25 protein-coding genes and 7 pseudogenes are annotated in these 21,851 nt (G+C 34.7%); 6 read left to right on the top strand and 26 right to left on the bottom strand.

Annotation, left to right across the window (positions count from 1 at the left end; all coding sequences use genetic code 11):
- Positions 1-8 precede the first annotated feature (8 nt).
- The 3 genes from NSQ40_RS10935 to ytfJ form a co-directional block, all read right to left on the bottom strand.
- Positions 9-329, bottom strand: coding sequence for a hypothetical protein (locus tag NSQ40_RS10935; protein WP_018767261.1), 321 nt, complete (start codon positions 327-329; stop codon positions 9-11).
- 51 nt (positions 330-380) lie between these two features.
- Positions 381-1,157 (bottom strand): hypothetical protein, encoded by a 777-nt coding sequence (locus NSQ40_RS10930; RefSeq protein ID WP_016114639.1) that lies wholly within the window; start codon positions 1,155-1,157, stop codon positions 381-383.
- Positions 1,158-1,317: 160 nt separating this feature from the next.
- Entirely contained in the window at positions 1,318-1,743 is a 426-nt protein-coding gene (gene ytfJ, locus NSQ40_RS10925; protein WP_000349994.1) for a GerW family sporulation protein, read from the bottom strand.
- Positions 1,744-1,875: 132 nt separating this feature from the next.
- On the opposite strand from ytfJ, the gene NSQ40_RS10920 reads away from it, so the two are divergent.
- The gene (locus tag NSQ40_RS10920) at positions 1,876-2,661 is read left to right on the top strand and encodes a GNAT family N-acetyltransferase (RefSeq protein ID WP_097787353.1); all 786 of its coding nucleotides are present in this window, start codon (positions 1,876-1,878) and stop codon (positions 2,659-2,661) included.
- 106 nt (positions 2,662-2,767) lie between these two features.
- Here NSQ40_RS10920 and NSQ40_RS10915 read toward each other — a convergent pair whose 3' ends face one another.
- The 3 genes and pseudogenes from NSQ40_RS10915 to NSQ40_RS10905 form a co-directional block, all read right to left on the bottom strand.
- Complete coding sequence (locus NSQ40_RS10915) at positions 2,768-3,109, bottom strand: YolD-like family protein (RefSeq protein WP_018783025.1); 342 nt, start codon at positions 3,107-3,109, stop codon at positions 2,768-2,770.
- Positions 3,106-3,279, bottom strand: a pseudogene (locus NSQ40_RS10910) (DNA repair protein); the annotation flags it as partial. The pseudogene NSQ40_RS10910 and the gene NSQ40_RS10915, both read right to left, overlap by 4 nt.
- Positions 3,279-3,455: pseudogene (locus NSQ40_RS10905) on the bottom strand (DNA repair protein); the annotation flags it as partial. The pseudogenes NSQ40_RS10910 and NSQ40_RS10905, both read right to left, overlap by 1 nt.
- Before the next feature lie 278 nt (positions 3,456-3,733).
- Between NSQ40_RS10905 and NSQ40_RS10900 the strand changes: the two are divergent.
- On the top strand, positions 3,734-4,372 hold the full coding sequence (locus NSQ40_RS10900) for an acetylglutamate kinase (RefSeq protein WP_098101496.1): 639 nt from the start codon (positions 3,734-3,736) through the stop codon (positions 4,370-4,372).
- 279 nt (positions 4,373-4,651) lie between these two features.
- On the opposite strand, the pseudogene NSQ40_RS10895 reads toward NSQ40_RS10900, so the two are convergent.
- From NSQ40_RS10895 to NSQ40_RS10865, 7 genes and pseudogenes are all read right to left on the bottom strand, one after another.
- A pseudogene (locus NSQ40_RS10895) lies at positions 4,652-4,867 on the bottom strand (lipase); the annotation flags it as partial.
- A 28-nt stretch (positions 4,868-4,895) separates the two neighbouring features.
- Positions 4,896-5,708, bottom strand: coding sequence for a DUF3952 domain-containing protein (locus tag NSQ40_RS10890; protein ID WP_097787350.1), 813 nt, complete (start codon positions 5,706-5,708; stop codon positions 4,896-4,898).
- Complete coding sequence (locus tag NSQ40_RS10885; RefSeq protein WP_098101495.1) at positions 5,705-5,992, bottom strand: hypothetical protein; 288 nt, start codon at positions 5,990-5,992, stop codon at positions 5,705-5,707. Before NSQ40_RS10885 ends, NSQ40_RS10890 begins: the two co-directional genes overlap by 4 nt.
- Positions 5,993-6,489: 497 nt before the next feature.
- Positions 6,490-7,239 carry an ABC transporter permease gene (locus NSQ40_RS10880; RefSeq protein WP_003204823.1) on the bottom strand — a complete coding sequence of 250 codons (750 nt, stop codon included), beginning with the start codon at positions 7,237-7,239 and terminating at the stop codon, positions 6,490-6,492.
- Positions 7,240-8,001 (bottom strand): ABC transporter ATP-binding protein, encoded by a 762-nt coding sequence (locus tag NSQ40_RS10875; RefSeq protein ID WP_003207019.1) that lies wholly within the window; start codon positions 7,999-8,001, stop codon positions 7,240-7,242.
- 171 nt (positions 8,002-8,172) lie between these two features.
- Positions 8,173-8,514: a DUF1048 domain-containing protein gene (locus NSQ40_RS10870; RefSeq protein WP_003207016.1), complete on the bottom strand. Its 342-nt coding sequence runs from the start codon at positions 8,512-8,514 to the stop codon at positions 8,173-8,175.
- 71 nt (positions 8,515-8,585) lie between these two features.
- Positions 8,586-8,906, bottom strand: coding sequence for a PadR family transcriptional regulator (locus NSQ40_RS10865; protein ID WP_033796096.1), 321 nt, complete (start codon positions 8,904-8,906; stop codon positions 8,586-8,588).
- A 434-nt stretch (positions 8,907-9,340) separates the two neighbouring features.
- Between NSQ40_RS10865 and NSQ40_RS10860 the strand changes: the two are divergent.
- Positions 9,341-9,433, top strand: a pseudogene (locus tag NSQ40_RS10860) (class I SAM-dependent methyltransferase); the annotation flags it as partial.
- A 531-nt stretch (positions 9,434-9,964) separates the two neighbouring features.
- The gene (locus NSQ40_RS10855) at positions 9,965-10,639 is read left to right on the top strand and encodes a hypothetical protein (protein WP_098102272.1); all 675 of its coding nucleotides are present in this window, start codon (positions 9,965-9,967) and stop codon (positions 10,637-10,639) included.
- Positions 10,640-10,965: 326 nt separating this feature from the next.
- Here NSQ40_RS10855 and NSQ40_RS10850 read toward each other — a convergent pair whose 3' ends face one another.
- On the bottom strand, positions 10,966-11,244 hold the full coding sequence (locus tag NSQ40_RS10850) for an AbrB/MazE/SpoVT family DNA-binding domain-containing protein (protein WP_003197260.1): 279 nt from the start codon (positions 11,242-11,244) through the stop codon (positions 10,966-10,968).
- A 243-nt stretch (positions 11,245-11,487) separates the two neighbouring features.
- Between NSQ40_RS10850 and NSQ40_RS10845 the strand changes: the two genes are divergently transcribed.
- Positions 11,488-11,658 (top strand): hypothetical protein, encoded by a 171-nt coding sequence (locus tag NSQ40_RS10845; RefSeq protein ID WP_003197259.1) that lies wholly within the window; start codon positions 11,488-11,490, stop codon positions 11,656-11,658.
- A 298-nt stretch (positions 11,659-11,956) separates the two neighbouring features.
- On the opposite strand, the pseudogene NSQ40_RS10840 reads toward NSQ40_RS10845, so the two are convergent.
- A pseudogene (locus tag NSQ40_RS10840) lies at positions 11,957-12,367 on the bottom strand (restriction endonuclease); the annotation flags it as partial.
- 221 nt (positions 12,368-12,588) lie between these two features.
- Positions 12,589-13,170 carry a DUF4256 domain-containing protein gene (locus tag NSQ40_RS10835; protein WP_018765517.1) on the bottom strand — a complete coding sequence of 194 codons (582 nt, stop codon included), beginning with the start codon at positions 13,168-13,170 and terminating at the stop codon, positions 12,589-12,591.
- A 311-nt stretch (positions 13,171-13,481) separates the two neighbouring features.
- Here NSQ40_RS10835 and NSQ40_RS10830 point away from each other — a divergent pair, with 311 nt between their 5' ends.
- A complete protein-coding gene (locus tag NSQ40_RS10830; RefSeq protein ID WP_006097544.1) occupies positions 13,482-14,066 on the top strand; it encodes an HAD-IA family hydrolase in 585 nt (194 codons plus the stop codon).
- A gap of 408 nt (positions 14,067-14,474) precedes the next feature.
- Here NSQ40_RS10830 and NSQ40_RS10825 read toward each other — a convergent pair whose 3' ends face one another.
- The 10 genes and pseudogenes from NSQ40_RS10825 to NSQ40_RS10775 all read right to left on the bottom strand — a co-directional run bounded on the left by NSQ40_RS10825 (position 14,475) and on the right by NSQ40_RS10775 (position 21,843).
- A complete protein-coding gene (locus NSQ40_RS10825) occupies positions 14,475-14,930 on the bottom strand; it encodes a GNAT family N-acetyltransferase (protein ID WP_098101999.1) in 456 nt (151 codons plus the stop codon).
- Between the two features lie 427 nt (positions 14,931-15,357).
- On the bottom strand, positions 15,358-16,170 hold the full coding sequence (locus NSQ40_RS10815; protein WP_098609929.1) for a DUF3952 domain-containing protein: 813 nt from the start codon (positions 16,168-16,170) through the stop codon (positions 15,358-15,360).
- A gap of 1 nt (position 16,171) precedes the next feature.
- The gene (locus tag NSQ40_RS10810) at positions 16,172-16,366 is read right to left on the bottom strand and encodes a hypothetical protein (RefSeq protein ID WP_018765516.1); all 195 of its coding nucleotides are present in this window, start codon (positions 16,364-16,366) and stop codon (positions 16,172-16,174) included.
- A 43-nt stretch (positions 16,367-16,409) separates the two neighbouring features.
- Entirely contained in the window at positions 16,410-17,261 is an 852-nt protein-coding gene (locus tag NSQ40_RS10805) for a DUF3952 domain-containing protein (RefSeq protein ID WP_306473178.1), read from the bottom strand.
- Positions 17,254-18,081 carry a DUF3952 domain-containing protein gene (locus tag NSQ40_RS10800; RefSeq protein ID WP_003206999.1) on the bottom strand — a complete coding sequence of 276 codons (828 nt, stop codon included), beginning with the start codon at positions 18,079-18,081 and terminating at the stop codon, positions 17,254-17,256. The genes NSQ40_RS10805 and NSQ40_RS10800 overlap by 8 nt, the downstream gene beginning before the upstream one ends.
- Positions 18,078-18,259 (bottom strand): annotated as a pseudogene (locus NSQ40_RS10795) (hypothetical protein); the annotation flags it as partial. The gene NSQ40_RS10800 and the pseudogene NSQ40_RS10795, both read right to left, overlap by 4 nt.
- Positions 18,260-18,479: 220 nt before the next feature.
- Positions 18,480-19,457 (bottom strand): annotated as a pseudogene (locus NSQ40_RS10790) (hypothetical protein).
- A gap of 135 nt (positions 19,458-19,592) precedes the next feature.
- On the bottom strand, positions 19,593-19,943 hold the full coding sequence (locus NSQ40_RS10785) for a DUF4176 domain-containing protein (RefSeq protein ID WP_003206994.1): 351 nt from the start codon (positions 19,941-19,943) through the stop codon (positions 19,593-19,595).
- A gap of 1 nt (position 19,944) precedes the next feature.
- Entirely contained in the window at positions 19,945-20,205 is a 261-nt protein-coding gene (locus tag NSQ40_RS10780) for a hypothetical protein (protein WP_018783501.1), read from the bottom strand.
- Positions 20,206-20,277: 72 nt separating this feature from the next.
- Positions 20,278-21,843: a lipase family protein gene (locus NSQ40_RS10775; RefSeq protein WP_097787421.1), complete on the bottom strand. Its 1,566-nt coding sequence runs from the start codon at positions 21,841-21,843 to the stop codon at positions 20,278-20,280.
- Positions 21,844-21,851 lie beyond the last annotated feature (8 nt).

Below are 21,851 nucleotides of genomic sequence, written 5' to 3'. Positions count from 1 at the left end.
TTCTATAATTAGAAAGTCTTTTCCGTAACAAAAAGAAATGTACCAAATACGCCTATTCCGCTATATTCTTTCTGTTTACCATTTTCCATTTCAAAAGTTTGTTTCACTGTTATAAAAAATACACCATTTCGTGTATTCGTACTTACAAACTTCATTTTTTGTTCTTTCTTACCTACATTTTGTGTACATTCAAAGCTATCTTGATTACAAATCATTGCATACTTATCCTCTAAGTAAGACCTGAAATCAGATTCTTTCGGACAAGTTAAAAGTAGTACTGCAACAAGGATAATGCTGACAATACCTACTGCTGTATAATATTTCTTCATTTTTTCTCCTTTCAAAAAACAAGAAAACTTGACCTAATTCGTCAAGTTCTCTTAGTCCACAACCCATTGCCACTCTTGTTCTTTCTTATCAAAAATAAGCCAGCCAGTTTCGGTTGCACCTTCTTTTAATTCCTCTATGTTATCTAGTACTTCATCCGTACTTTCATACGAACCAACTACATATACAGGAATCTCTAAACCTCTTCTTGACTCAATTTTCCCCGCTAAATCAATATACAGCCCGTCTTCCATTAATGGAACAAGCCCAAGAATAACTTCTTTTGAAATTGCTGGAAATATTTTTGATTTTTGAAAGAAAGAGAATCGTTTTTTTCCAAATGAACCGAGTTTGTACGGAATTACTTTGCTAAGCATTCCTACAAAATCAGCGATTCTACGGTAATACACTTTGTTGTACCAACCGTCATCATGTGAAAAATAGACAAATCTATTTTTCAAAAGTGGGAAAAACGCTCTCCCAAGTGGTTCTTTTTTGTGAGCCAAATATAACAATTCTGCAATTTCCTTTGGCTCCAATTCATCTAAATCGCTTGCGTCATCAAAATCCACCCAACAGAACTCATCAAATTCATCAATCTCTGCTTTAATTAATTTATGTATGTTTTCTTCTTCAACATATTCAAATAAAGTATGATAGTGAAAATCAGTCCACTCAAAATTATGTTTCAAAAGCAACACTTGATGAAGCGGTGATGGGATATTACTTGCAAACTCTTCAAATGTAATTCCAGATGTAATAAAACAATGACCCCGACGATTACCATTAATATATATCATATTCTTTACTTGGTCAGATCCTCCAGACAAAGCACCTAGCCACCTTCGTTTTATATGTTTCAATTCTATAGCATATTTTAACATGAAAAATTTTAGAAACATAGAAAAAACTTCAAAAACTATTTACAATTTCATGAGTTTTATTACATACTGATTACAAGAAAAAAAGCCTGTTGAAAAACAGGCTTTTTTACGCGATTTCGTCTGGATTTTGCGGATGATGATTTTCAGTATGCTTTTCGTTTTTTTGAAAAATGGATTGAATCTTATCAATTGTTTGTGGCGCTAACTCAATCATTTTTTCAGCTAGGTGTGTGGCATTTTGTAAGTGAAGAATATTTACTCCATCTTTATTCACTACAAGAAAAGCTACTGGAGTAATGGAAACACCACCTGCGCTCCCTCCGCCAAATGCCGGATTACCTTGTGCTCTTTGACCATCATTTGTTTGAAAATCCGATCCACCTGCTCCAAATCCAAACGCTACTTTGGAAACAGTTAACACTACACCGCCGTCAGCCGTCTGAACAGGCTCTCCAACAATCGTATTAACATCGACCATTTCCTTTAAATTTTCCATTGCTGCTTTCATTAATCCTTGAATTGGATGATCCACCGTTCATAACCTCCTTTGTCATATCTTTCCTAGTTTTTCCGAAACCTTATGAACTAAACATAAAATTTTATATTGATTTCAAAAATGATAAGTAATAATATTTAGAAAAAACAAACTAAAGAGGGGATTATAATGATACGGAAACTAACAAAGAGTGATCATGAACAAGTGCTTACATTTCTAAAAGAAGAAGCAGCGCTTAACCTATTTATCATTGGCGATATTGAAGCATTTGGATACGATGCAGACTTTCAAGAATTATGGGGCATTTCCACAGAAAACGGAGCATTACAATCCGTATTACTACGCTTTCATGATTCATTTATATCATATGGAAAAGATGATTTTTCTGCTGCTGACTATGAGGCAATTCTTGCTACTTATCAGCCATTAAAAATCTCCGGTAAATCAGACATTGTAGAAAAATTTGAAGACATACAAGACATACAACTTGGCACAAAAAATAAAATGTACTTTTGTGAATGTAAAGATGATACTGCACTACCTAAAACAATGCTTCATACTGCAATCAAACTAGCAACCATAGATGATGTTGAGCGAATTATGAAGCTCCAAAGCAACATTGAAGAATTCCCTCAAACAGGACAATCAGAAAAGATTTTGCGGCAATCACTCGAAACAAATACAGGACGCACTTACTACATTGAAGAGAAAGGAGAAATCATCGCTTCCGCTTCCACATCAGCTGAAAATTCCTTATCTACAATGGTTGTTGGAGTATGTACTCATCTAAGCCATCGCGGCAGAGGATACGCTTCACTCATATTACAAAAAATGATTTGGGATTTTACTCAAGAAGGAAGAACGCTTTGCTTATTTTATAATAACCCAGCTGCGGGGCGGATTTATAAGCGCTTAGGTTTTAAGGACATTGGAACGTGGACGATGTATCGGTAAATTTGGATGTTCATTGATAAAGTGAAACTTTAATCAGTGGGATCCCCACTGATTATTAGCTCTCACCAATTGGACTACATAATGAAATTTATCCTGTTATTCCATTCTATTCAACAGCAATTATATCGATAAAATTAAAAGTGCTCTCGTGATAAAATGCATCCGTACATATTACATTCTTTCTTTTAGGATCGATATCAATAACCGTCATATAACTAGTAAGGACATAACCGTCTTCATAATATGTAATTAATATTTCCTCTTCGGATAACAACGAGAATAATAACTTATTCTCGTTCATTTCTTTCGTATCTTGAGTCAGTATTGGTCGTGGTACTTTCGTTTTTTCTTCAATAATCTTTCGTATACCAGCAAATTGTTCCGGCATAGATGCAAATGGTGTCCACTTTACCATCCCTCTTTCTTTTGACATGTTTGCGTTATTCATGATTTATGTCCCCCTAATAAAGTGTTTCTATATCTTGCTGTCGCGATACTTGTATAAGATACGCCACGCAAAATACTATTTTTACCGAAACGAGTGCGTATTTCATCCATCACTTTTGTTAGTTTCATTTCTTTTTCGCGCTGTATTACATTATCAAAAAGAGAAATTTCTTAAGTAGTGGCGTCGCTGCCAGAACAATTGAACCATTACGATTTACGTCCCCTACTACCGCTAGCTTCGTACGCAAAGGGGCCAGACCCATTTTGATACATGATACACTTGCATAAAAGCTACGAAGATTTACACACAAAATAATTCGATTAGGTAAAAGAGAATAATCATACAAGATAATCGTCCTTAATGATAGAACGTTCGTTCTTATTATATACGAACCTATGTTCTTTTAGAAGTCTTTTTTAAGAAAATATTGGTTAAAACAAAAAAAGTGCTGACTCTCAATTGATGATTTTCATCTGAATCAAACCTCATTTTATATTCAAAATTTGAATATAAAACTTAACAATTCCCCTAAACGTATGAAAAAAATACTTTGGACATGAGCACATAGTAATAGATGTTCTCATACCGTGATATATATGTGTTCAAAAAAGGAGTGTATTCATTATGTACCCTTATTGGCAATCCTATTATTTCACACACGATATCCCTTATTTAGATTGGAATTCAACAGCTACATTTTCACCCATACGGAATTACCGTGTCAGTAAAAATGAAGTTGATTTAAAAAGTTATATGCGTTCACTATGGGAACAACATGTTGCTTGGACAAGAATGGCTATCATTAGCATTATTTTTAATTTACCTGATGTTAACTTTTCGATTACACGTCTCCTTCAAAACGCTCCAGATATGGGGAATTCTCTTAAACCTTTCTACGGTGACAATGCAGCAAAAAAATATAGTAATTTGATAAAAGATCACTTAGTGATTGCTGTCGATCTTGTCAAAGCAGCAAAAGTTGGTAATCAAAACGCCGCATCAATTGCAGAGAAAAAATGGTACGCTAATGCAGACGACATTGTTGAATTTTTAAGTAGTATAAATCCGTATATACCCAAAGAAGAATTTAGGAAAATGTTTTATGAACACCTAGCATTGACTAAATCTGAAGCAGTAGCCATTCTAAGTAAAAATTATCAAGCAGGTGTTCAATTGTATGACAAAATTGAGAAGGAAGCTTTAGAAATGGCGGATGCACTTACTGAAGGAATAATAAAGCAATTTCCCCAACTATTTCATTGAACTACCCCCACCTACCTCTACACGAGCTTGAGGTAGGGGATTCTCCTGTTTTTGCTAGGGCAAAAACAGTTCCTCACGTTCAACAAAGAGGATACAACGATATAGAAGTTCCGTAGTATCCCTAAGACGACCTATTCTATCTTCCGAGGAAAACAAAACAGGTACAGCTACTTTTTTCTTATATCGAGAGTAGAACACCTTGCCATGCACCCAGTTCCTAGACTTGTTATCTGCTCTGGTGACAAGCGTAAGAGGCTGGGACAAGGCGTTCTTTTTTTATGATGCAAATCCTGTATTTTCATCTACTTCATGATCTATAAGCTCTGCATTAAAATTTTCTTGTAATATTTTTTCATTCACTTTACTTGATAGAGCATTATACGGATATTTACCCGCCTTAAATTTATAGATATCCTCACCAGCTAGCTCCAATTTTCCCCAATCAGAAGCTATCTTTAAATTTTTATTCTTGTCCTGCACCTCAGTATTCGGCATACTAGGCTCCCCCTTTCTTAATCATCTATTATTTTTGGTACTGTGCTTTATAATCTACATATTCTTTTTTCGCCTCTTGATTATTATCTTTTTTACTATTAAAGTATGTGTGCATCTGCAATATATATTGTACTAACTTTCCTCCTTCATTCTTCTTATAATTCATAACAACGCTTACTTCCAATATCTGCATGGAACCATTTACAGAGCCAAGATCAATCGCAATGGACGCCCCACCATATTCATCATATTGTATTTTCAGCTTATCATTTATAATAGTTTGAAATTCTGATTCAGTTAAGCTATACCCAACTGTACTCGGCTGATCAAATTTTTTTATATCATCACCTGGCTTCATCTTTAGTTTCCCTATTCCTTTTAGACGATCTACAATTAAATTCACGTATGAAACATCAAGAGTAGAATCTGGCCTTTGTACCTGTCCATTTTCATACTTAATATTTGTATTATAAACAACTTCCTCTTTATAATTTGTATTATCACCAATGTTTTTCTCATTTTTTATGTCAGTGGTGATTTCTTGTGTTGTCTCTCCATATAAACTTTTATCTTTCGTATTATATACACCTTCCGTAGTTTGATAAATTGTTTTCTTGTGCTCCCCATCTTCTTTTTCTTCGTACCTACTGTATATACCTCTTTGTGTCACATGCGCATACCCATCATCACTCGCAGACATAACCGTCTTCATATCCCCTTCATCCAAAGCCTTTACAAATGGTTCATACTCTATTTTCGTTTCCCAAAAACTACATCCACTAAATAAACTCGCAACTATCGTCATAACAATCATCACCTTAGCTTTCTTTTTCAATTTCATACCGTCACCTCGTTCGTTACTCTTAGCATTTTAAGTTTAGTTGTATTTCCTTTTACACAATAGTATACTTCATCCTTTCCTAAAGCTGGTTCGTTGCTTATGTATTTAATATTGGAGACACTTTGGTCGTTTAATGGCATCGCGATGATGCCCGCTGTTAGTTTATTCTCATCTTCAAGTTGTGTACATTTAAAAAGAACTGGACCTACCGCACTATCAGGACTTAATCGATTTCTATCAGTTATTTTAAATAACCCTAAATCTTCTTTTTTTGTTTTCCCCATTCAATCTTTCCACCTTTTATATAATTTAGTAGATTACCATCACCAAGAACCAAATTGTTCTACCTATACTTGCCCCCATGTTTTAACATCATGAATTAAATTTTCCCAAACCATTAAATTGAAATTTAAAAACCTTCTCATTCTAACGAAAAGAGAAGGTTTTGTTGGATTCTCATTATTATTTTAAGCATTTCGCATTCATGTACTGATACAAAATGAATGTAAACTTTTAGATATTTATTTACATTCATTCCCTTGATTTTATTGACTCTATTTCAATTTCCTCATCCCCTCCAAAACCACTAACAAAAGTATACATTCAAAACATAACAAATAAAGAGGTTAGAGCATCATGGACAAAAAAGAAAAAGCTAGATCCATGCTAGCTTTTTATATAATTTTCGAAATCGGAAGTTGTTTATAAATGATCAGTGTGATAGCAAATGTATTCATCGCAGTGGCTGACTATTGATATGACTAATCCCATAATGGTGTACTTACCCTAACTGACGTTTAAATACTTTACTGGCGAAGAAGTAAGCAATGACCATGATGCCGACACACCAGGCAAGCGCGATCCAGATACCGTTGCCAACAGACCCTTCATACAAGAGGGCACGAATCGTATTCACTATTGAAGTCACGGGCTGGTTCTCAGCGAACGCACGGACAATTTTAGGCATGGTTTCAGTGGGAACAAAGGCCGAACTGATAAACGGCAGGAAAATCAGCGGGTACGAGTAGGCTGTCGCCCCTTCCATAGACTTCGCTGTCAATCCGGGAATGACCGCCAGCCATGTCAGCGCCAGCGTAAACAGCCCGAGTATCCCAGCTACCGCGAGCCAATCCAGGATATCAGCGCTGGAACGGAAGCCCATCAAGAGGGCGACGAGGATAACCACCACAATAGTAAGCGCATTGGAAACAAGTGAGGTCAACACGTGAGCCCACAATACCGACGAGCGCTTGATGGGCATGGTAATGAAACGCGCCATCAGCCCACTCTTTACATCCGTAAACAGCCGCAGTGAAGTGTAAGCGACACCGGATGCGATAGCCATCAGCAAGATTCCCGGCAATAAATAATTGACGTAGTTGTCCGTGCCTGTCTCTATGGCGCCGCCAAATACGTAGACAAACAGCAGCATCATCATAATCGGCGTAATCGCCACCGTGATAATCGTATCCGGGCTGCGCATGATGTTCCGCATTAAACGCCCTAGTAATACCCCTGTTTTGCTTTTCATTTACATCTCCTCCTTTTTGCCGATGATCGCGAGGAAAATTTCCTCCAATGTCGGCTGCTTCTCGATGTACTCCACTTTCGCTGGCGGGAACATCTCCTTGAGTTCGGTAAGGGTACCGGTCGTGATGATTTTTCCACCATGCAGGATGGCGATACGATCTGCCAGTTGTTCGGCTTCCTCCAGGTACTGGGTCGTCAGCAAGATGGTCGTGCCGCCGCCGGCAAGCTCCTTGACGGTATCCCAAACTTCAATCCGCGCTTCGGGATCAAGCCCTGTCGTCGGTTCGTCGAGAAAAATGACTGCTGGCGTCCCGATCAGGCTCATGGCAATGTCAAGCCGGCGCTTCATCCCGCCGGAATATTTGTCCGCCCGGCGGTTGGCCGCATCGGTCAGGCTAAATCTTGCAAGCAGATTGTCAGCGACTTGAGCGGGATTGGAAACTCCCCGCAACTTGGCTATCATCATCAAGTTTTCCCGCCCGGTGAGCATGCCGTCTAAAGCTGCGAACTGTCCTGTCAGGCTGATGCTCTGGCGAACATGATCCGGTTGATGCTGGACGTCAAAGCCGTAAATACCTACTTCGCCGCCATCGGCCTTCATCAGCGTCGAGAGGATGTTGACTATCGTCGTCTTGCCCGCTCCATTTGATCCCAGCAGTGCGAAAATTTCGCCACGCCGCACCTCAAAATCCACCCCCTTTAAGACTTCCTTGTCTTTAAAGGATTTTTTTAACCCTTTTACAAAAATCGCTGCATTGCTCATACTTTTTTCCTCCTTATAAAAAGCGCCTTGCGGAGCTAGATTGCCTATACTCTTCTATTTAGTCTGACTGATAATCTGTATAACTTACTACCGGGTTGAAAATATAACTGAATAGCGAAGGTGGCAATTCACATTTGTAACCAGCTATTCAGTCGGTATTATCTATTGCATTTATTTTTTTCCCAATCGTTTCATGATACTCTGATTCAAATCTTCACGATACTTGGCAACATAGGTTTTAGCGTTTGCCACTAGTTCGTCGGCAAAGGACGCCACGTCGTCTCCAGTGATTTCCAGCACTTGTCTGCCTTCCGCCGCACCGGCTTCGAATAACTCGATTAATTCATACTGTATGTGCAGCATATCCATCCCGTTGCCCGCTGAGAAATTCCACATGTAGTTTTGAATTTTCTTAAATACAAACTGGTAGTCCTCTGGAAGGGCTTCAACCCGTGCCATCATCATTTTGTACTCTTTTTTATCACCAATCATTTTTTTGAACATTTCCAACATGTTATTTTTCCTCCTTTTTTATAAAGCTGAACAAGACACTCCAAAAATATCGGACGGAATATCTTATGAAGCTAGATTGACTTCAAGACGTTGATTTTTGATGATACAAAATCCCATTTTTCCCAAAACAATTCAAGTTCCTGGCGGCCAGCCTCATTAAGTGAGTAAAACTTGCGGGGCGGCCCCATATCTGACGGTTTCTTTTCTATGTTCACAAGTTTTTTCTTTTCTAATCGCACGAGGATGGTATAGACCGTCCCTTCCACGACTTCGGTAAACCCAAGCTCGTTCAGGCGGCGGGTAATCTCGTAGCCATAGGTTTCATGGCGGCTGATAATTTCCAACACGCAGCCTTCCAGCGAACCCTTCAGCATTTCAGTTAAATTTTCCATGTTTAGATTCTCCTCTCCCTCCTCTATTTTGTCTGACTTATATTCAGTATAACAGAGTACTAAGGTAAATTTTTACTGAATAGCTTTTGGAAAATCACGCTATTCAGTATTACTTATTACATGTATATTGTATCACCGAGTAGAAGGTGTCAACTATTTTTCTTAAAAATATTTTTGCAACCTCCCTATTCAGTGTGACCTACTACAAGTATATCGTAACACGCAGTAGATGAACTGTCAACTGGATTTTCTAAATATTTTTAAAACCGGCTATCCTCATTGGATACAGCCGATTTTCTTTATGGAGCTTTTACTTCCTCCTATGCTTCTTTCACAATGATTATACCGCGGATCATCCCCATCCAGCAGCTGTACATTTAAGTTCCCGGTTTCTCTGGTGTGAAAACGATGAGGTTTTCTCCTACTTCCAGTGACCAATTCCTTCCGAAGAAATGTTAAAGAGTATTCCCGAAATGAAAGAAGAACTTCGTAGACCTATGTTCTTAATAATCTCAGCAGAAAAGTAAATGTTTATTATGCGTTCCTGCACGATGTAGGGACGTTTTTCTTTTTGGGTTCACGGGAGCTTTAGTAAAATAACTGAGGATTATTAATGTAACTCCTTCGCGTTCTTCACTTTTCCACTATCGGGCGCGATTATGAAATAACTCTTAGATTTAAACAACTTTATTGTTATATTTTTAAGTTCGGTGAAGTAATCTACATCAAAAATTAAATAACTTTATTGTCACTCTACAAATAAAAAACCTTGATTTTTTTACACTAAGCAGAATAATCAAGGTTTTTACTTCCAAAAAATATCTTAGCCTATAAAATTCGTGTTTCTTTATTTTTTTTGTATATCGTAGATATGGAAAAAAGTAAGCTTATGGCCCGTTTTTACACGTATCTCGGCTGAACCCCGTATACATCTGAAGTTTACATAACCCCACTTCTCGGTAGCTAAGTTCTATTAATAATCCAAAAGGATTTATGAAATAAAAAGATGAAAATATATTTAAATACAAATTCTATCTAAAGAAAGGTGATAAGAAAAAATGGAATATCTAACAGTCCCTGAGCTTTTTTTCTTACTATCTGTAGATGATGATACCCAAACTATACAACCTCCTTTACAATCAAATATAGAAATATTCATTACAATAAACATATTGCTAGAACTTTACCTTCAAAAGTATATTTATATAGATCATAAATTTATTGTACATAGGACTAGTAAGTTATCTGATATCCCTTATTTACAACATACCTTAGATTTAACACAACATTTAGATGACAATCACAATATAAGAATGTGGATACTAACCATTTGCGGAAAACAACGATCAAGTCACAAACTATATAATTCTGTTTTAGATTGTATACAGCGAAAAAAACAAATAAAAGTAATTGAAAGACGAATATTAGGTTTATCATTTCAAAAACGTTACATATGTCTTCAAACCAAAGAGCAAATCCTTACATTCTTACGAAAAAGAGCTTCAAAAGGAGGAACACAATACTTATCTATGTTAACCCTTTTCCTAGCCATGGATTTGAACGAACTTTTAAAAGATACAATGTTTCAAAATGATTATGAATATCTAATTCAATTAGAAGAATACAATAAACAATTATCTGAAATTAAATTCATACAAAAGCTAATAACAAACATTAAAAAGACTTTGCCTACCCTTTTAATATGGAAACATGCCCCATTTTCAGGTATGTAAAAAAGGGAAACCTCTGATTATCTAAATCAGAGGTTTCTTATAGTTCACATAACCCATCATTATCAGTAGTCAATAATGAATAGAATTTTCGTTTTGGGGGTGTTTTTCTTTTTTAGCTTGATGGGCATGTTGCCGTGCCCCTTTTTCGAATTTTATAGGTGTATTTTTCAATATATTGAACCCAACAGCGTATTGTATGCGCCTTTTATAAGAAAAGGACAGGATTAGTTGTAGAGCTTTATTGGCATGTATTTGTTTTGATTAATAACTACGGTACGTGAATTTTTTTAGATATAACTTAAAAAAGCTCCCCTAAAAGGAGCCAATTATTTTACAAGATTCTTCTGTAATTCCTCTATTATAAGTTCTGCACCTGCTGGGCTTAGCGTAATCTTTCCGTCTGCTAAAGAAATATTTTTATCAGATACTTCTCCTGTTATTGCACAAGCACCATTCGCTTCATATTTTTTCAAGATAATCTTTTCACCTTCTACATAAATCTCTAATGGTGTCTTTTCTTCAATTGCCAGCGTGCGTCTTAACTCCATTGGTATAACTATACGTCCTAATTGATCTAATTTTCGAGTTACTCCTGTTGATTTCATGAAACCTCTCCCTTATATATTCTATAGCTCTATATTTCATACCCTATGTCATTTTCTCATTGTAACAGGCTTTCTCCATACATGAAAAACATAATGTTCCAAAAACTCACAAGCCACAATATAGTTACGTGATTTCTCAATATATCTCTTGTATATAAATCGATCTAAAGATGTAAAATATCCAAGTAATTACTTAATAATTACATTACATCTAAATTTAAATTAAAGAAGGAGCTATATACCATGGATAAAAAAGATTTAGTAAGTCTTCAAGTCAACAACATGCCGTCAGATGCTCTGAATACTCCTAGTAAGTCCCAAGAGCAAATGCAAGATTCAGCTCAAAAGCTATCTAACGGAATAAAAATAGATTCATCAGAAAACGAAACTGCAACTCTAAATAAAGACGAATAGAGAGTTTTTGGCGTGAAAATAAGCTAAAAAATCGAAATGAAGCAATTCGACAGATCGTAGAGAAAGGGCTAGGTCGCAATTAGCGGCTGCCCTTTTTTATTTCACTTAAAAATCTGCATATCAAATTTAAACCTATTATTCCCCCAAAAATCCAATCATCCATTATTTAAGACCTATTGCATTACCAATCCGTCAAAAACGTAGTACAAACAAATCTGAGAAGTCATTTTCAAATAAGAATAGGGCTTTTAAAAATATATTCATGAAAATAACAAAAGAGCTGGATTTTCATCACAGCTCACTTATTAATTGGTTCTTTATGTGTACATGTAGGATATTGAGAACATCCAAAGAACTTGTTTCCAGTTTTATTTGAATTTCGTACCACTAAATGATTTTTACATGACGGGCATTTCCTTTCTGCAGGATCTACACCACGATACACATCTTCAGCCGAATACTCTGGATTTACTTTGTTAATCAATTTTTGAAGCTCTATACGATCTATTAGTTTTACATGACATGCTTCACCTAATCCTTTCGCCTGCTTTGTATATACGCTGTTCGTGACAACCCACGCCTCATAAGCCTTGTAATAGGCTTTTGCTGCATAAATCTCCTGTACAACACGAATACCAACTCGATTTTTCACACCATATATTTTCGCTTGAATTACAATACGATTGTTCTCTTTTAATCCGAGATCGGCTGTTGCTTTAAAATAAAGTTTGATCAAATTGATACTAATAACCTTGATAAATGTTCATAGAAAAGAGCGTGTTTTCAGTTGGTTCATTCTTTTATAAAAAAGTTTGATCATTTCCTATCTATGTTGCTCCACAATCGCGCCCGATAGTTGAAGAATGAAATGAAAACTTTTCCTTAGGTGAGATCCGTTCTCAAATTCAATTTTAGCTGTCTGTGCAAAATTTAGACCCTTAGCGAGCCACGAAAACCCCTGGCGGCATAGTAGGATTCTGCTCCATTGTGATACACGAAGACGTGCCCGAAGCGACAATCGCAAAAAAGGGCACCGCCGAGTTCTCTAATATCAGAGGGTGTTTGCACCCAACTCGACGTTTTCATATCGAAATTTTCAAGATTCTGCAACGTCCGATATTGTTCTTCCGTTAATAGTTCAATGCCCATGGCAGTTGCCATATCAATAGCGTTATTTTCTGGTTTATGTTTTTTTCTTGACTCTAACCCTTCACGATCGTAACAAACACTTCTGCGACCTTTAGGACTTTCCGCTGAACAATCATAAAAAATGTATTCGTCCTTCTCTTTATCATGACCAACAACATCCGGTTCACCGCCAGTTCTTTCCATTTCATTGAGCGACCACAGTTTTTCAGTATTAGCATCCAGCTTTGCTTGGACTTTAGCCCATTCAAGACCTTTATGGCGGTTCATGTTTTTCTCAAAACGGGCTTTCAATGCTCTGAGTAATTCTTCACGTTGTTCTAGTGACAACTCCTCTTTATTGTTGATTTTATTTCCCTTTGTCATGTTAGTTCCCTCCTTATTGTTTTTACTCATAATGGTTTAAGTATATATAAATATTTGTTTTATAATAAATCGTTTAAATAATCGTGTGAATTCAGTTTACAATAAATTATATGATTTAGTAAATCCATTTCTCTACAATCTGGCCCTTTAACGGAACAACTTATTGTCACTCAACAGTTCCTTAATCGTTCTTTCAATTTCAGATGTTCTTTTCCTTTTCACTATAAATACACTCCTTTAGATAATCTAAAGGAGGAGTTTACGCTAGTTTGACGAATTTATATTGATATAATTATAAAAGGGTGGTCTAATTGAACATTTTATGGGATTTTGATGGAACTTTGTTTGATACGTATCCTGCGTATACAAACATACTCTCTTTGGTACTGGGAGAAGCAGTAGATAAACAGGAAATTTATGAAAAGCTAAAAATTTCGTATTCGCATGCAATTGATTACTATAACATTTCCAGGGATCAAGAAGAAGAGATAAAAAGATTAAAGAAAACATTATCTCCAAAAGATATGAAACCATTTGATGGTGTAGAAGAAATCTTAAAATTTGCAAATAAAAATGTAATTATGACACACAAGCATAGGGACGGAGTTTTAGCCATCTTAAAATACTATGGATGGGATAAATACTTTGTGGATATGGTTACAATTGATGATGGTTTCCCTCGTAAACCTAATCCATTAGCATACATTCATTTACATACAAAACACGGAATCGATCTAGTTATTGGAGACCGGGAGTTAGATTTATTACCTGCAAAAGAATTAGGAATTGCAACGTGCATGTTTCAAAGTCAAGGTGATGTTGCTGATTATCATTTACAAGACTACTCGAAATTTTTTAATACGGATATTCCATTAGCGAAACGGGTGTTCAGTTAGTAATAACTACTGTAAATGGATCGAATTTTGATTTTCTTATTTTTATAATTATCAGCATAATTGTTTAACACAGCCAAAAAATAAAGATACTTCACATATTAGTCATTTTTATATTTAGGTTGTAGAGGCTAAAGTCAATAAAATCAAAGGCAGGGACATATTTAATATGTAAAATATGTCCCTGCCTTTTCGTTATTGTAGACTTGAAATAAGTTTTGATTAAATAAACCCTATAAAAATTGATAAAAGCGTAAATAGAAAAAGCTTGTTTTGAAAAAAGAATGATCAAAACAAGCTCTTAATATATTCGATTGAATCATTCTTTTATAAAGAAATTTGATCATTCCTGTAATCTTTATTTCATTAGAGTGCCCTTTAGTTGAACAAAAAAATATTCTCATAATATCGTTATGATTTAGTTGTCATAATAATTGAACGTGGATAGAATCCCAACTTCTGATAAAACGATACAGCTTCATTCCCGTACACTACTGTTAATTCAATTTCATATATTTGTTTTTCTTTAAACCATTCCACTGCACTATTCATTAATTTCAAACCCAATCCGTTTCTTCGATATTTTTCATCAACAAATAGAACCTCAATCTTCCCGCTTACTTTTTTACTATATGCTATACAAAATCCTAATATATTGTCTGTTTCTGACTCAATCAATAATTCAATTCTGTATTCTCCATACTTTGAATTTTTTTTATATTCTTCAATACGTTCCTCAAATGTAATTCTTGGATAATCACCAGAAAAAAAATTTGATTTACTGTTATGGTATTCATGCAATTTATCTAATGTGTTTCTTATTATCTCTATTTCATCGAGAGTGATATGTTTATTAATAATTCTCATACTTCAACATCTCCAATAATATATATTTATTTAAGCATAAGTATAGCGGTGTAGGGAATTTAATACTTATCATTACATTGTTAAAGAAGTTACTATTATAGCAATACCGTTACATAGCAACCAGGCAACTATGTTTTATATCATGCTCACAAAAATAAACTGTTGGCGATTCGTAATTTTTTAGGGCTTCAAATTCAACGTATTTCACGTATAATCCTTCCTTTCAGTGGGTATCAAATCAGTTAGCATTCCCCTAGTTCTTATAGTGTAAAATCTTCCGCCGTTTTCCGAATTTCATCCGCTTCAATTCCAATGTATCGTAACGTTTACCCTTGTGATGTATGGACAAACAATTTCATCAAATAGTACACGTCTTTTTTTCGTTGATAGTAGTGATATCCAAAAGATTTACACATACAATTATTTATTATTTTTTGTACTGTGCTTTATAATCTATATATTCTTTTTTAGCGTCTTTATCGTTATCTTGTTTTCTATTAAAGTATGTGTGTATCTGTAACGCATATCTTACTAAATTCCCCTCATCGTTCTTTTTCTTGTAGTTTATATCAACACTTACTTGCAATATCTGCTTTGGATTTTTTGCGGCGTCAAGATGAAGCACAATTGTCGCCCCACTATATTCATCATATTGTATTTTTAATTTGTCATTAATAATACTTTGAAATTCTGATTCAGTTAGTTTATATCCAACTGTATTAGGCTGATCAAACTTTTTGATATCATCGCCTGGCTTCATCTTTAGTTTCCCTATTCCTTTTAAACGGTCCACAATTAAGTTAACGTAAGAAACATCAACATTAGAATCACTTTGTACTTGCCCATTTTTATACATAATATTTGTACTATAAACGGTTTCTTCTTTATAATTTTCATTTGTACTTTCTTTCTTTCTATTATCTATATCAGTAGTAATTTCTTGTGTTGTACCTCCATATAAACTTTTATCTTTCGTATTATATACACCTTCCGTAGTTTGATAGATTCTTTTAATGTGCCTCCCATCTTCTTTTTGCTCGTACGTACTATATATACCTCTTTGTGTCACACTCGCATACCCATCATCACTCGCAGACATAACCTTCATCATATCTCCGTCATCCAAGGCCTTTACAAATCTCTCGTAGTCTATTTTCGTTTCCCCAAAACTACACCCACTAAATAAACTCGCAACTATCGTCATAACAATCATTACCTTAGCTTTCTTTTTCAGTTTCATATTAATTAACCGTCCCTTTTAATACTACGATTTTCTCTCCCATTCTCTGTCTCTTTTTTTCTAGTTGACGAATCCGATCAATAAAAGCATCACGACGTGTTTTCCCTTGCAAGTTGCTATCAATGCTGCTTTCTAATCTTTTAATATCACTCGTTAAAGCTGATGCTGCTTTTTCGAGTTGCATGACCACGTTCATAATTTGATCGCGTCCACCGTTATCTGGAAATGTACTATGAACTTTATTTGTTATCGCAATATTGTTTTTTATAATTTAAATATTCTTTTTTAGCATTTTTAGTGTTTTCTTCTTTACCATTAAATCTAACTGCTATTTGTTGAATATGTTTCAACATCTTGCCTTCCTCATTCTTTTTATCGTACGTTATTGAGATCGTAATTTCACTTATTCGCATCGTTTTTTCTTTTCTGTCTTTGGCAGAATTAAAATCTATAACAATCGATGCATCTTGAAATTTATCATATTGTAGTTTTAATTTATCATTTATCATGTCTTTAAATTGCACTTCTGTTAATCCAATACCAATACTGTTCGGTTCATCAAACCCCTTTGTATCTTTATCTGTTTTTAATTTCCCTATTCCTTCTAAATTATCTATAACTAGCTTAATCGAAGAAACGTCTAAGCTTGGATTCAAACTTTGCACTTGATCATTTTTATAAATAATATAGGTATTATATTTTTCTTCTGATTTATAACTATTGTTCTCCTTATTTTTATCATTAGTTGTTTTATCAGCTATTTCTTGTGTTGTAGTTCCATATAAACTCTTATCATTCGTATTGTATATACCATCAGTAGTTTGATATCTTGTTCTTCTATATTCTCCATCTTCTTTTTCTTCTATAATGGAGTGTATGATTTGTTCTTCTACATGCGCATACCCTTCATTCCCCGCAGACATTACCGTTTTCATGTCCCCTTCATCCAACGCCTTTACCAATCTTTCATACTCAATTTTTGTTTCCCCCACACTGCATCCACCGAATATTAAAATTAAGGTCAACATCTTAATTGTTAATTTCATTAACTTTCTCATTTTATCCCCCATGTAATATTCACGCTTATCCATTATTTTCATACTGCTTTTTATACTTTTCATAATCTTTTAACGCGTCTTGATTATTGTATTTTCTCCCGGCAAAATATGTATTAATTTGTAAAATACTCGTAACCACTTTCCCCTCTTCATTCTTTTTCTTATAGTTTACAGAGACACTCAGCTCTGATAACTCCATTGGTTTTTCTTTCGAATCTTTTGCAGCATCGAAATTAAGTACAATTGACGCACCACCATATTCGTCATATTGTAGCTTCAATTTATCATTTATCATTTGTTGGAATTCCGCTTCAGTTAATTCATATCCTACTAAATTAGGCTCATCAAACCCTCTTTTATCATCACCCGGTTTCATCTTTAGTTTTCCTACTCCATGAAGACGATCCATAAGAAGCTTCACTTGAGAAACTTCTAAGCTTAGATTTGTACTTTGTACTTGGCCGTTTTCATACTTAATATTTGTACTATATACTTTTTCTTTGTTATAGTTTTTAATTTTATCTTTTTCTTTTCTTTTATCAATATCAGTAGTTACTATTTGCGTTGTACTACCATATAAGTTTTTTCCTTTAATGTTATATACTCCATCAGTGGTTTGATAGATATTTTTTTCGTGTATGCCATCTTCTTTTTCTTCAAATGCACTATATATAACTCGTTCTTCTAAATGCGCATACCCATCATCACTAGCAGACATAACCTTCGTCATATCCCCTTCATCCAAAGCTTTTACAAATGGTTCATATTTAATTTTCGTTTCAAAAAAGCTACACCCACTAAGTAAACTCCCAACGATCGTCATAAGCATCAGCACCTTAGCTTTCTTTTTCATACTGTCACCTCATTCGTTACTCTTGGTATTTTAAGTTTTGTAATGTTTCCTTTTGGTAGTCATACACTTCGTCTTTTCCTAAAGATGTTTTGTTACTTGTGTATTTAATATTGAAAACACTTTGGTCGTTTACTGGTATAGTGATGATATCCGCTGTTAGTTTACTTCTCATTTTCAAATTGAAGTCTGCCAACATCTACATAATAATAATATACCTACTTAGCTTATTGTTACTGATCTTAGCAAATGCATAGAAAGAAAGAGCATATTTTGAAAAAAACGATTAAAACATGCTCTTACACTCTTAATACAAATGATTCATTTTACGAACTGATATCATGCTTTCACACCAAATAATAAACGTAAAAAGTGCTTTAGATTTATTCCTAAGGAGACCGTTATTTTATAAGTTCTTCGATGCTATTACTATTTTTGATTGTTTCTGATGATAGCCAGAGTGAATATCTTGTTCCATCCTTGTTGGTTAAAAATATGTCAAATTCTTCATTATATAGTTCTTCTTTAAGGATAGTGACCACCTTTGTCAGATCCTCAATTACAGGAGGCTTGTTGTTATATTGCATCTTACTGTCCTTAAAAACTAAAGTCACCTTATACTTCGGACACTCCCCGTCTTTCGGATGTGGACAAGTAATACCTTCAATTACAAAATCGTCGTTTTGAATTTCTTTCAATCTGTCACCTACTTTTGTTTGAGTTTGAATCAAATATGTCCAATAACTTCTTACAGTGTTTTTCATAGTTAATAGTAGTTCTTCCTTCGTTATAACTTTTTGTACGTTTTCAAAAGGGAGACCTATATATTCACCATTATGATCTTTAATTTCAAGTTCTGTTATCTTTTTATTACTCTTCTGAATGAGTTGGAATAGAGCATATAAACGATCTAATTCTGCTGATTCAAATTGACTATAATCAATCTTGTTACTTGTTTTTAAAGTTAATAACAACTCATCAGTTGGTTTGTCTTCATGATAATCAACTATATACTGAAGAACATTTTCTTTTTCAAATTCCTCGTAGCCTAATTTTTTAATTTCTTTTAAAATTGGTTTAAATTTCTTATATTCCTCATATGTGTTTTTTCCGTATTGGTATTCATCACCTTTTATTTTTGAATATAAGAAGCCATCTACCTCTACTCTAAATTGAATATTTTTGTTGTTTTTTGCTTGAACAGTATGGTATGTATGTCCCATATTCCCTTCATGCATAGCGCCCCAATCTGTTACAACAACATCGATTCCATGTTTTTCTTTTATCTATTTTTTAACCTGTTCTTCATTATTACTAATACAGCCACTCAAAAATAAGAAACATAACACTAACAATATTACATTTTTCATTCTTTTCATATAACCCCTAATACCCCTTCCTTACGTAAGAAATGATTCCTGGTTGTGTAGTATATTCAAAGCCATCTTTTCCCACAATCAAAATAAGCTTTCCTCTTTCCATATAGGAAGAGGAAAGCTTATTTCCCTTTTACTTTATTGTTGCTCTTGTATTTCTACCGCTTGATTTTGTTGCTCTCTTTTATTTTTCTCTATTACTTTTTCAACAAACTCATTCCGCCATATTTTAAATTTAGCCGCAAATTGACTTTCAATTTTATTTCGATATCCTTCAAATTTCACTTCAACAATGTCAGAGTGATTAAATAGTTTATATGTTTCTGCTGTCAAGCCTACTGGATATAATACTCCTCCATAATCATAGAAAGTATTATCATCTAACAAAAGACCTCTTGTAGTGATTACATAATCTACATCTTTCTCTTCTTCCAAACTTACTCTCACTACACTACCTAAAGGTAATACTTTATCCATATAATCCTTCATATTAATTAACCGTCCCTTTTAATACTACGATTTTCTCTTCGATTTTTTGTCTCTTTTTTTCAAGTTGACGAATTCGATCAATAAAGGCATCACGTGTTTTCCCTTGCAAATTGCTGTCGATACTACTCTCTAAGCTTCGAATATCACTCGTTAAAGCTGATGCAGCTTTTTCAAGTTGCATGACCACGTTTATAATTTGATCCCTACCACCATTATTTGGAAATGTACTATGAACCTTATTCATTATCATATGTAAATCCATACCAATTCCCCTTTCTTCTTTCTCTTCCAAAGTCCGCGTATTGAAAAGAAATATATTTAGCTAGAAAAAATATTAATAATATGTTACTGCTCCTAACTCCTCATCTTTTGCAATCATAGAAAAGATTGCTTCTGAAACATCTTCATTCAATTGTTTCAAATCTTTTGAGAGCTCTTTTACATCTTTTGAGATTTCACCTAACAATGAACGGTTTATTCCTCTACTACCATCATTCATAAAGAGATGAAGCAATGAGTGTCGATGAGTTAAAATATGCTCTGCTACAATTGCAGTAACATTTGTATCTATGTGAAAATCCCCTTTAAACATATCTAGTAAATCCTGCACATAAGAACCCGCTACTTCCTTGGCAATCTCTAAAATTTCACTTGCCGCTAAATACACAACGACACTTCCTGCTAAAAAGTCTACAGCTGCATTAAATACAGATTCTAATACTTCTAACACCTTTTCTTTACATTTAGCTAGAGTTGTTTCAATCCAATCTACAGCGGTATCTACTGCGCTCTTAATTTCTATCGTAGCTGCCATACTAAACTTAATAGCTTCTATTGTAACTTGAGACTTTAGTCCTTCATACTTTTTATTTAATCTAGAAATACTTTCTTCCACTTGACCCTTTATTTTTCTAAATTCTCCTACAGCTTGTACACTATCTGAATATGTTAACAAGGCCGTTATGAAAGGTGCAAGTGGTGTCCCTGTTAGTATAAACTTTACTGCTGAACCTCCTGCCGCTTCCTCTACTGGAGAAACCTTTCTGTCAAACACCTTATATATAGTTCCTGTATACAAAGCTCCTGACGATTGGGCCAGCTCTAAGGATCCAGGAATCCCATCAAATCCTGTATCGTTAGAACTTGGTAATTTATCACACCATACTAGCTTATCATTTTTACCATAATCTTTTTTTGTAAAAACGTAAGAATGCCATGCTTGGTTCGGAATTATATACATTCTTCCAGGAATGGTAAAATCAGCTACTTTTATTCCAATGTGCAGTGGATCATTTTCATTAATAATGTTCCGAATGTTTTTCATATCAAATCCGTTACCGAATGTTTCAACATCTCGCTTTAGAACAGGAGCTGGATTTAATGTTAACGCTTCAATATTATCTTCTCGGTGTCTTAATGCTACCGTGTCAGCTATACCACCACCTAATGAATGTCCTGTTACACTAATTTCCGCATCAGGGTTTTTATGTCTAATCTTCATATAAAACAAATCACCTTGATCGTACTGCTTTACCGCAAGATCCTCGTTCCAATCTCCCAATGCTATTTTATTTGCACCCGTTATATTGTGAACACCAATTTCACCGTCTGTTTTTGCATCCGTTCCATCTTCTGTTCCTACATATGTTATTACAATTTCTCCTGTGGTCTTATCTTTAAAAGCATATGCTGCAAATCCTGTCTTTTCATCTACTTCATGATACATAAGCTCTGCATTAAAATTAGCTTTTAACCTCTTTAGATTTTTTTCGTCTGATTGATCATACGGATATTTCCCTGCCTTAAAATTATAAATATCCTGACCAGCCAGCTCCAATTTCCCCCAATCAGAAGCTATCTTTAAATCTTTATCCTGTTCCTCTCCCACATTATTCTTCATACTAGGTT

Origin of the sequence: Bacillus sp. FSL K6-6038, assembly GCF_038050455.1 — a bacterium.
Taxonomy (GTDB): Bacteria; Bacillota; Bacilli; order Bacillales; family Bacillaceae_G; genus Bacillus_A; species Bacillus_A pseudomycoides.
Note: the sequence above shows the minus strand (reverse complement) of the source record. Positions and strands in the feature narration are given on the sequence as shown.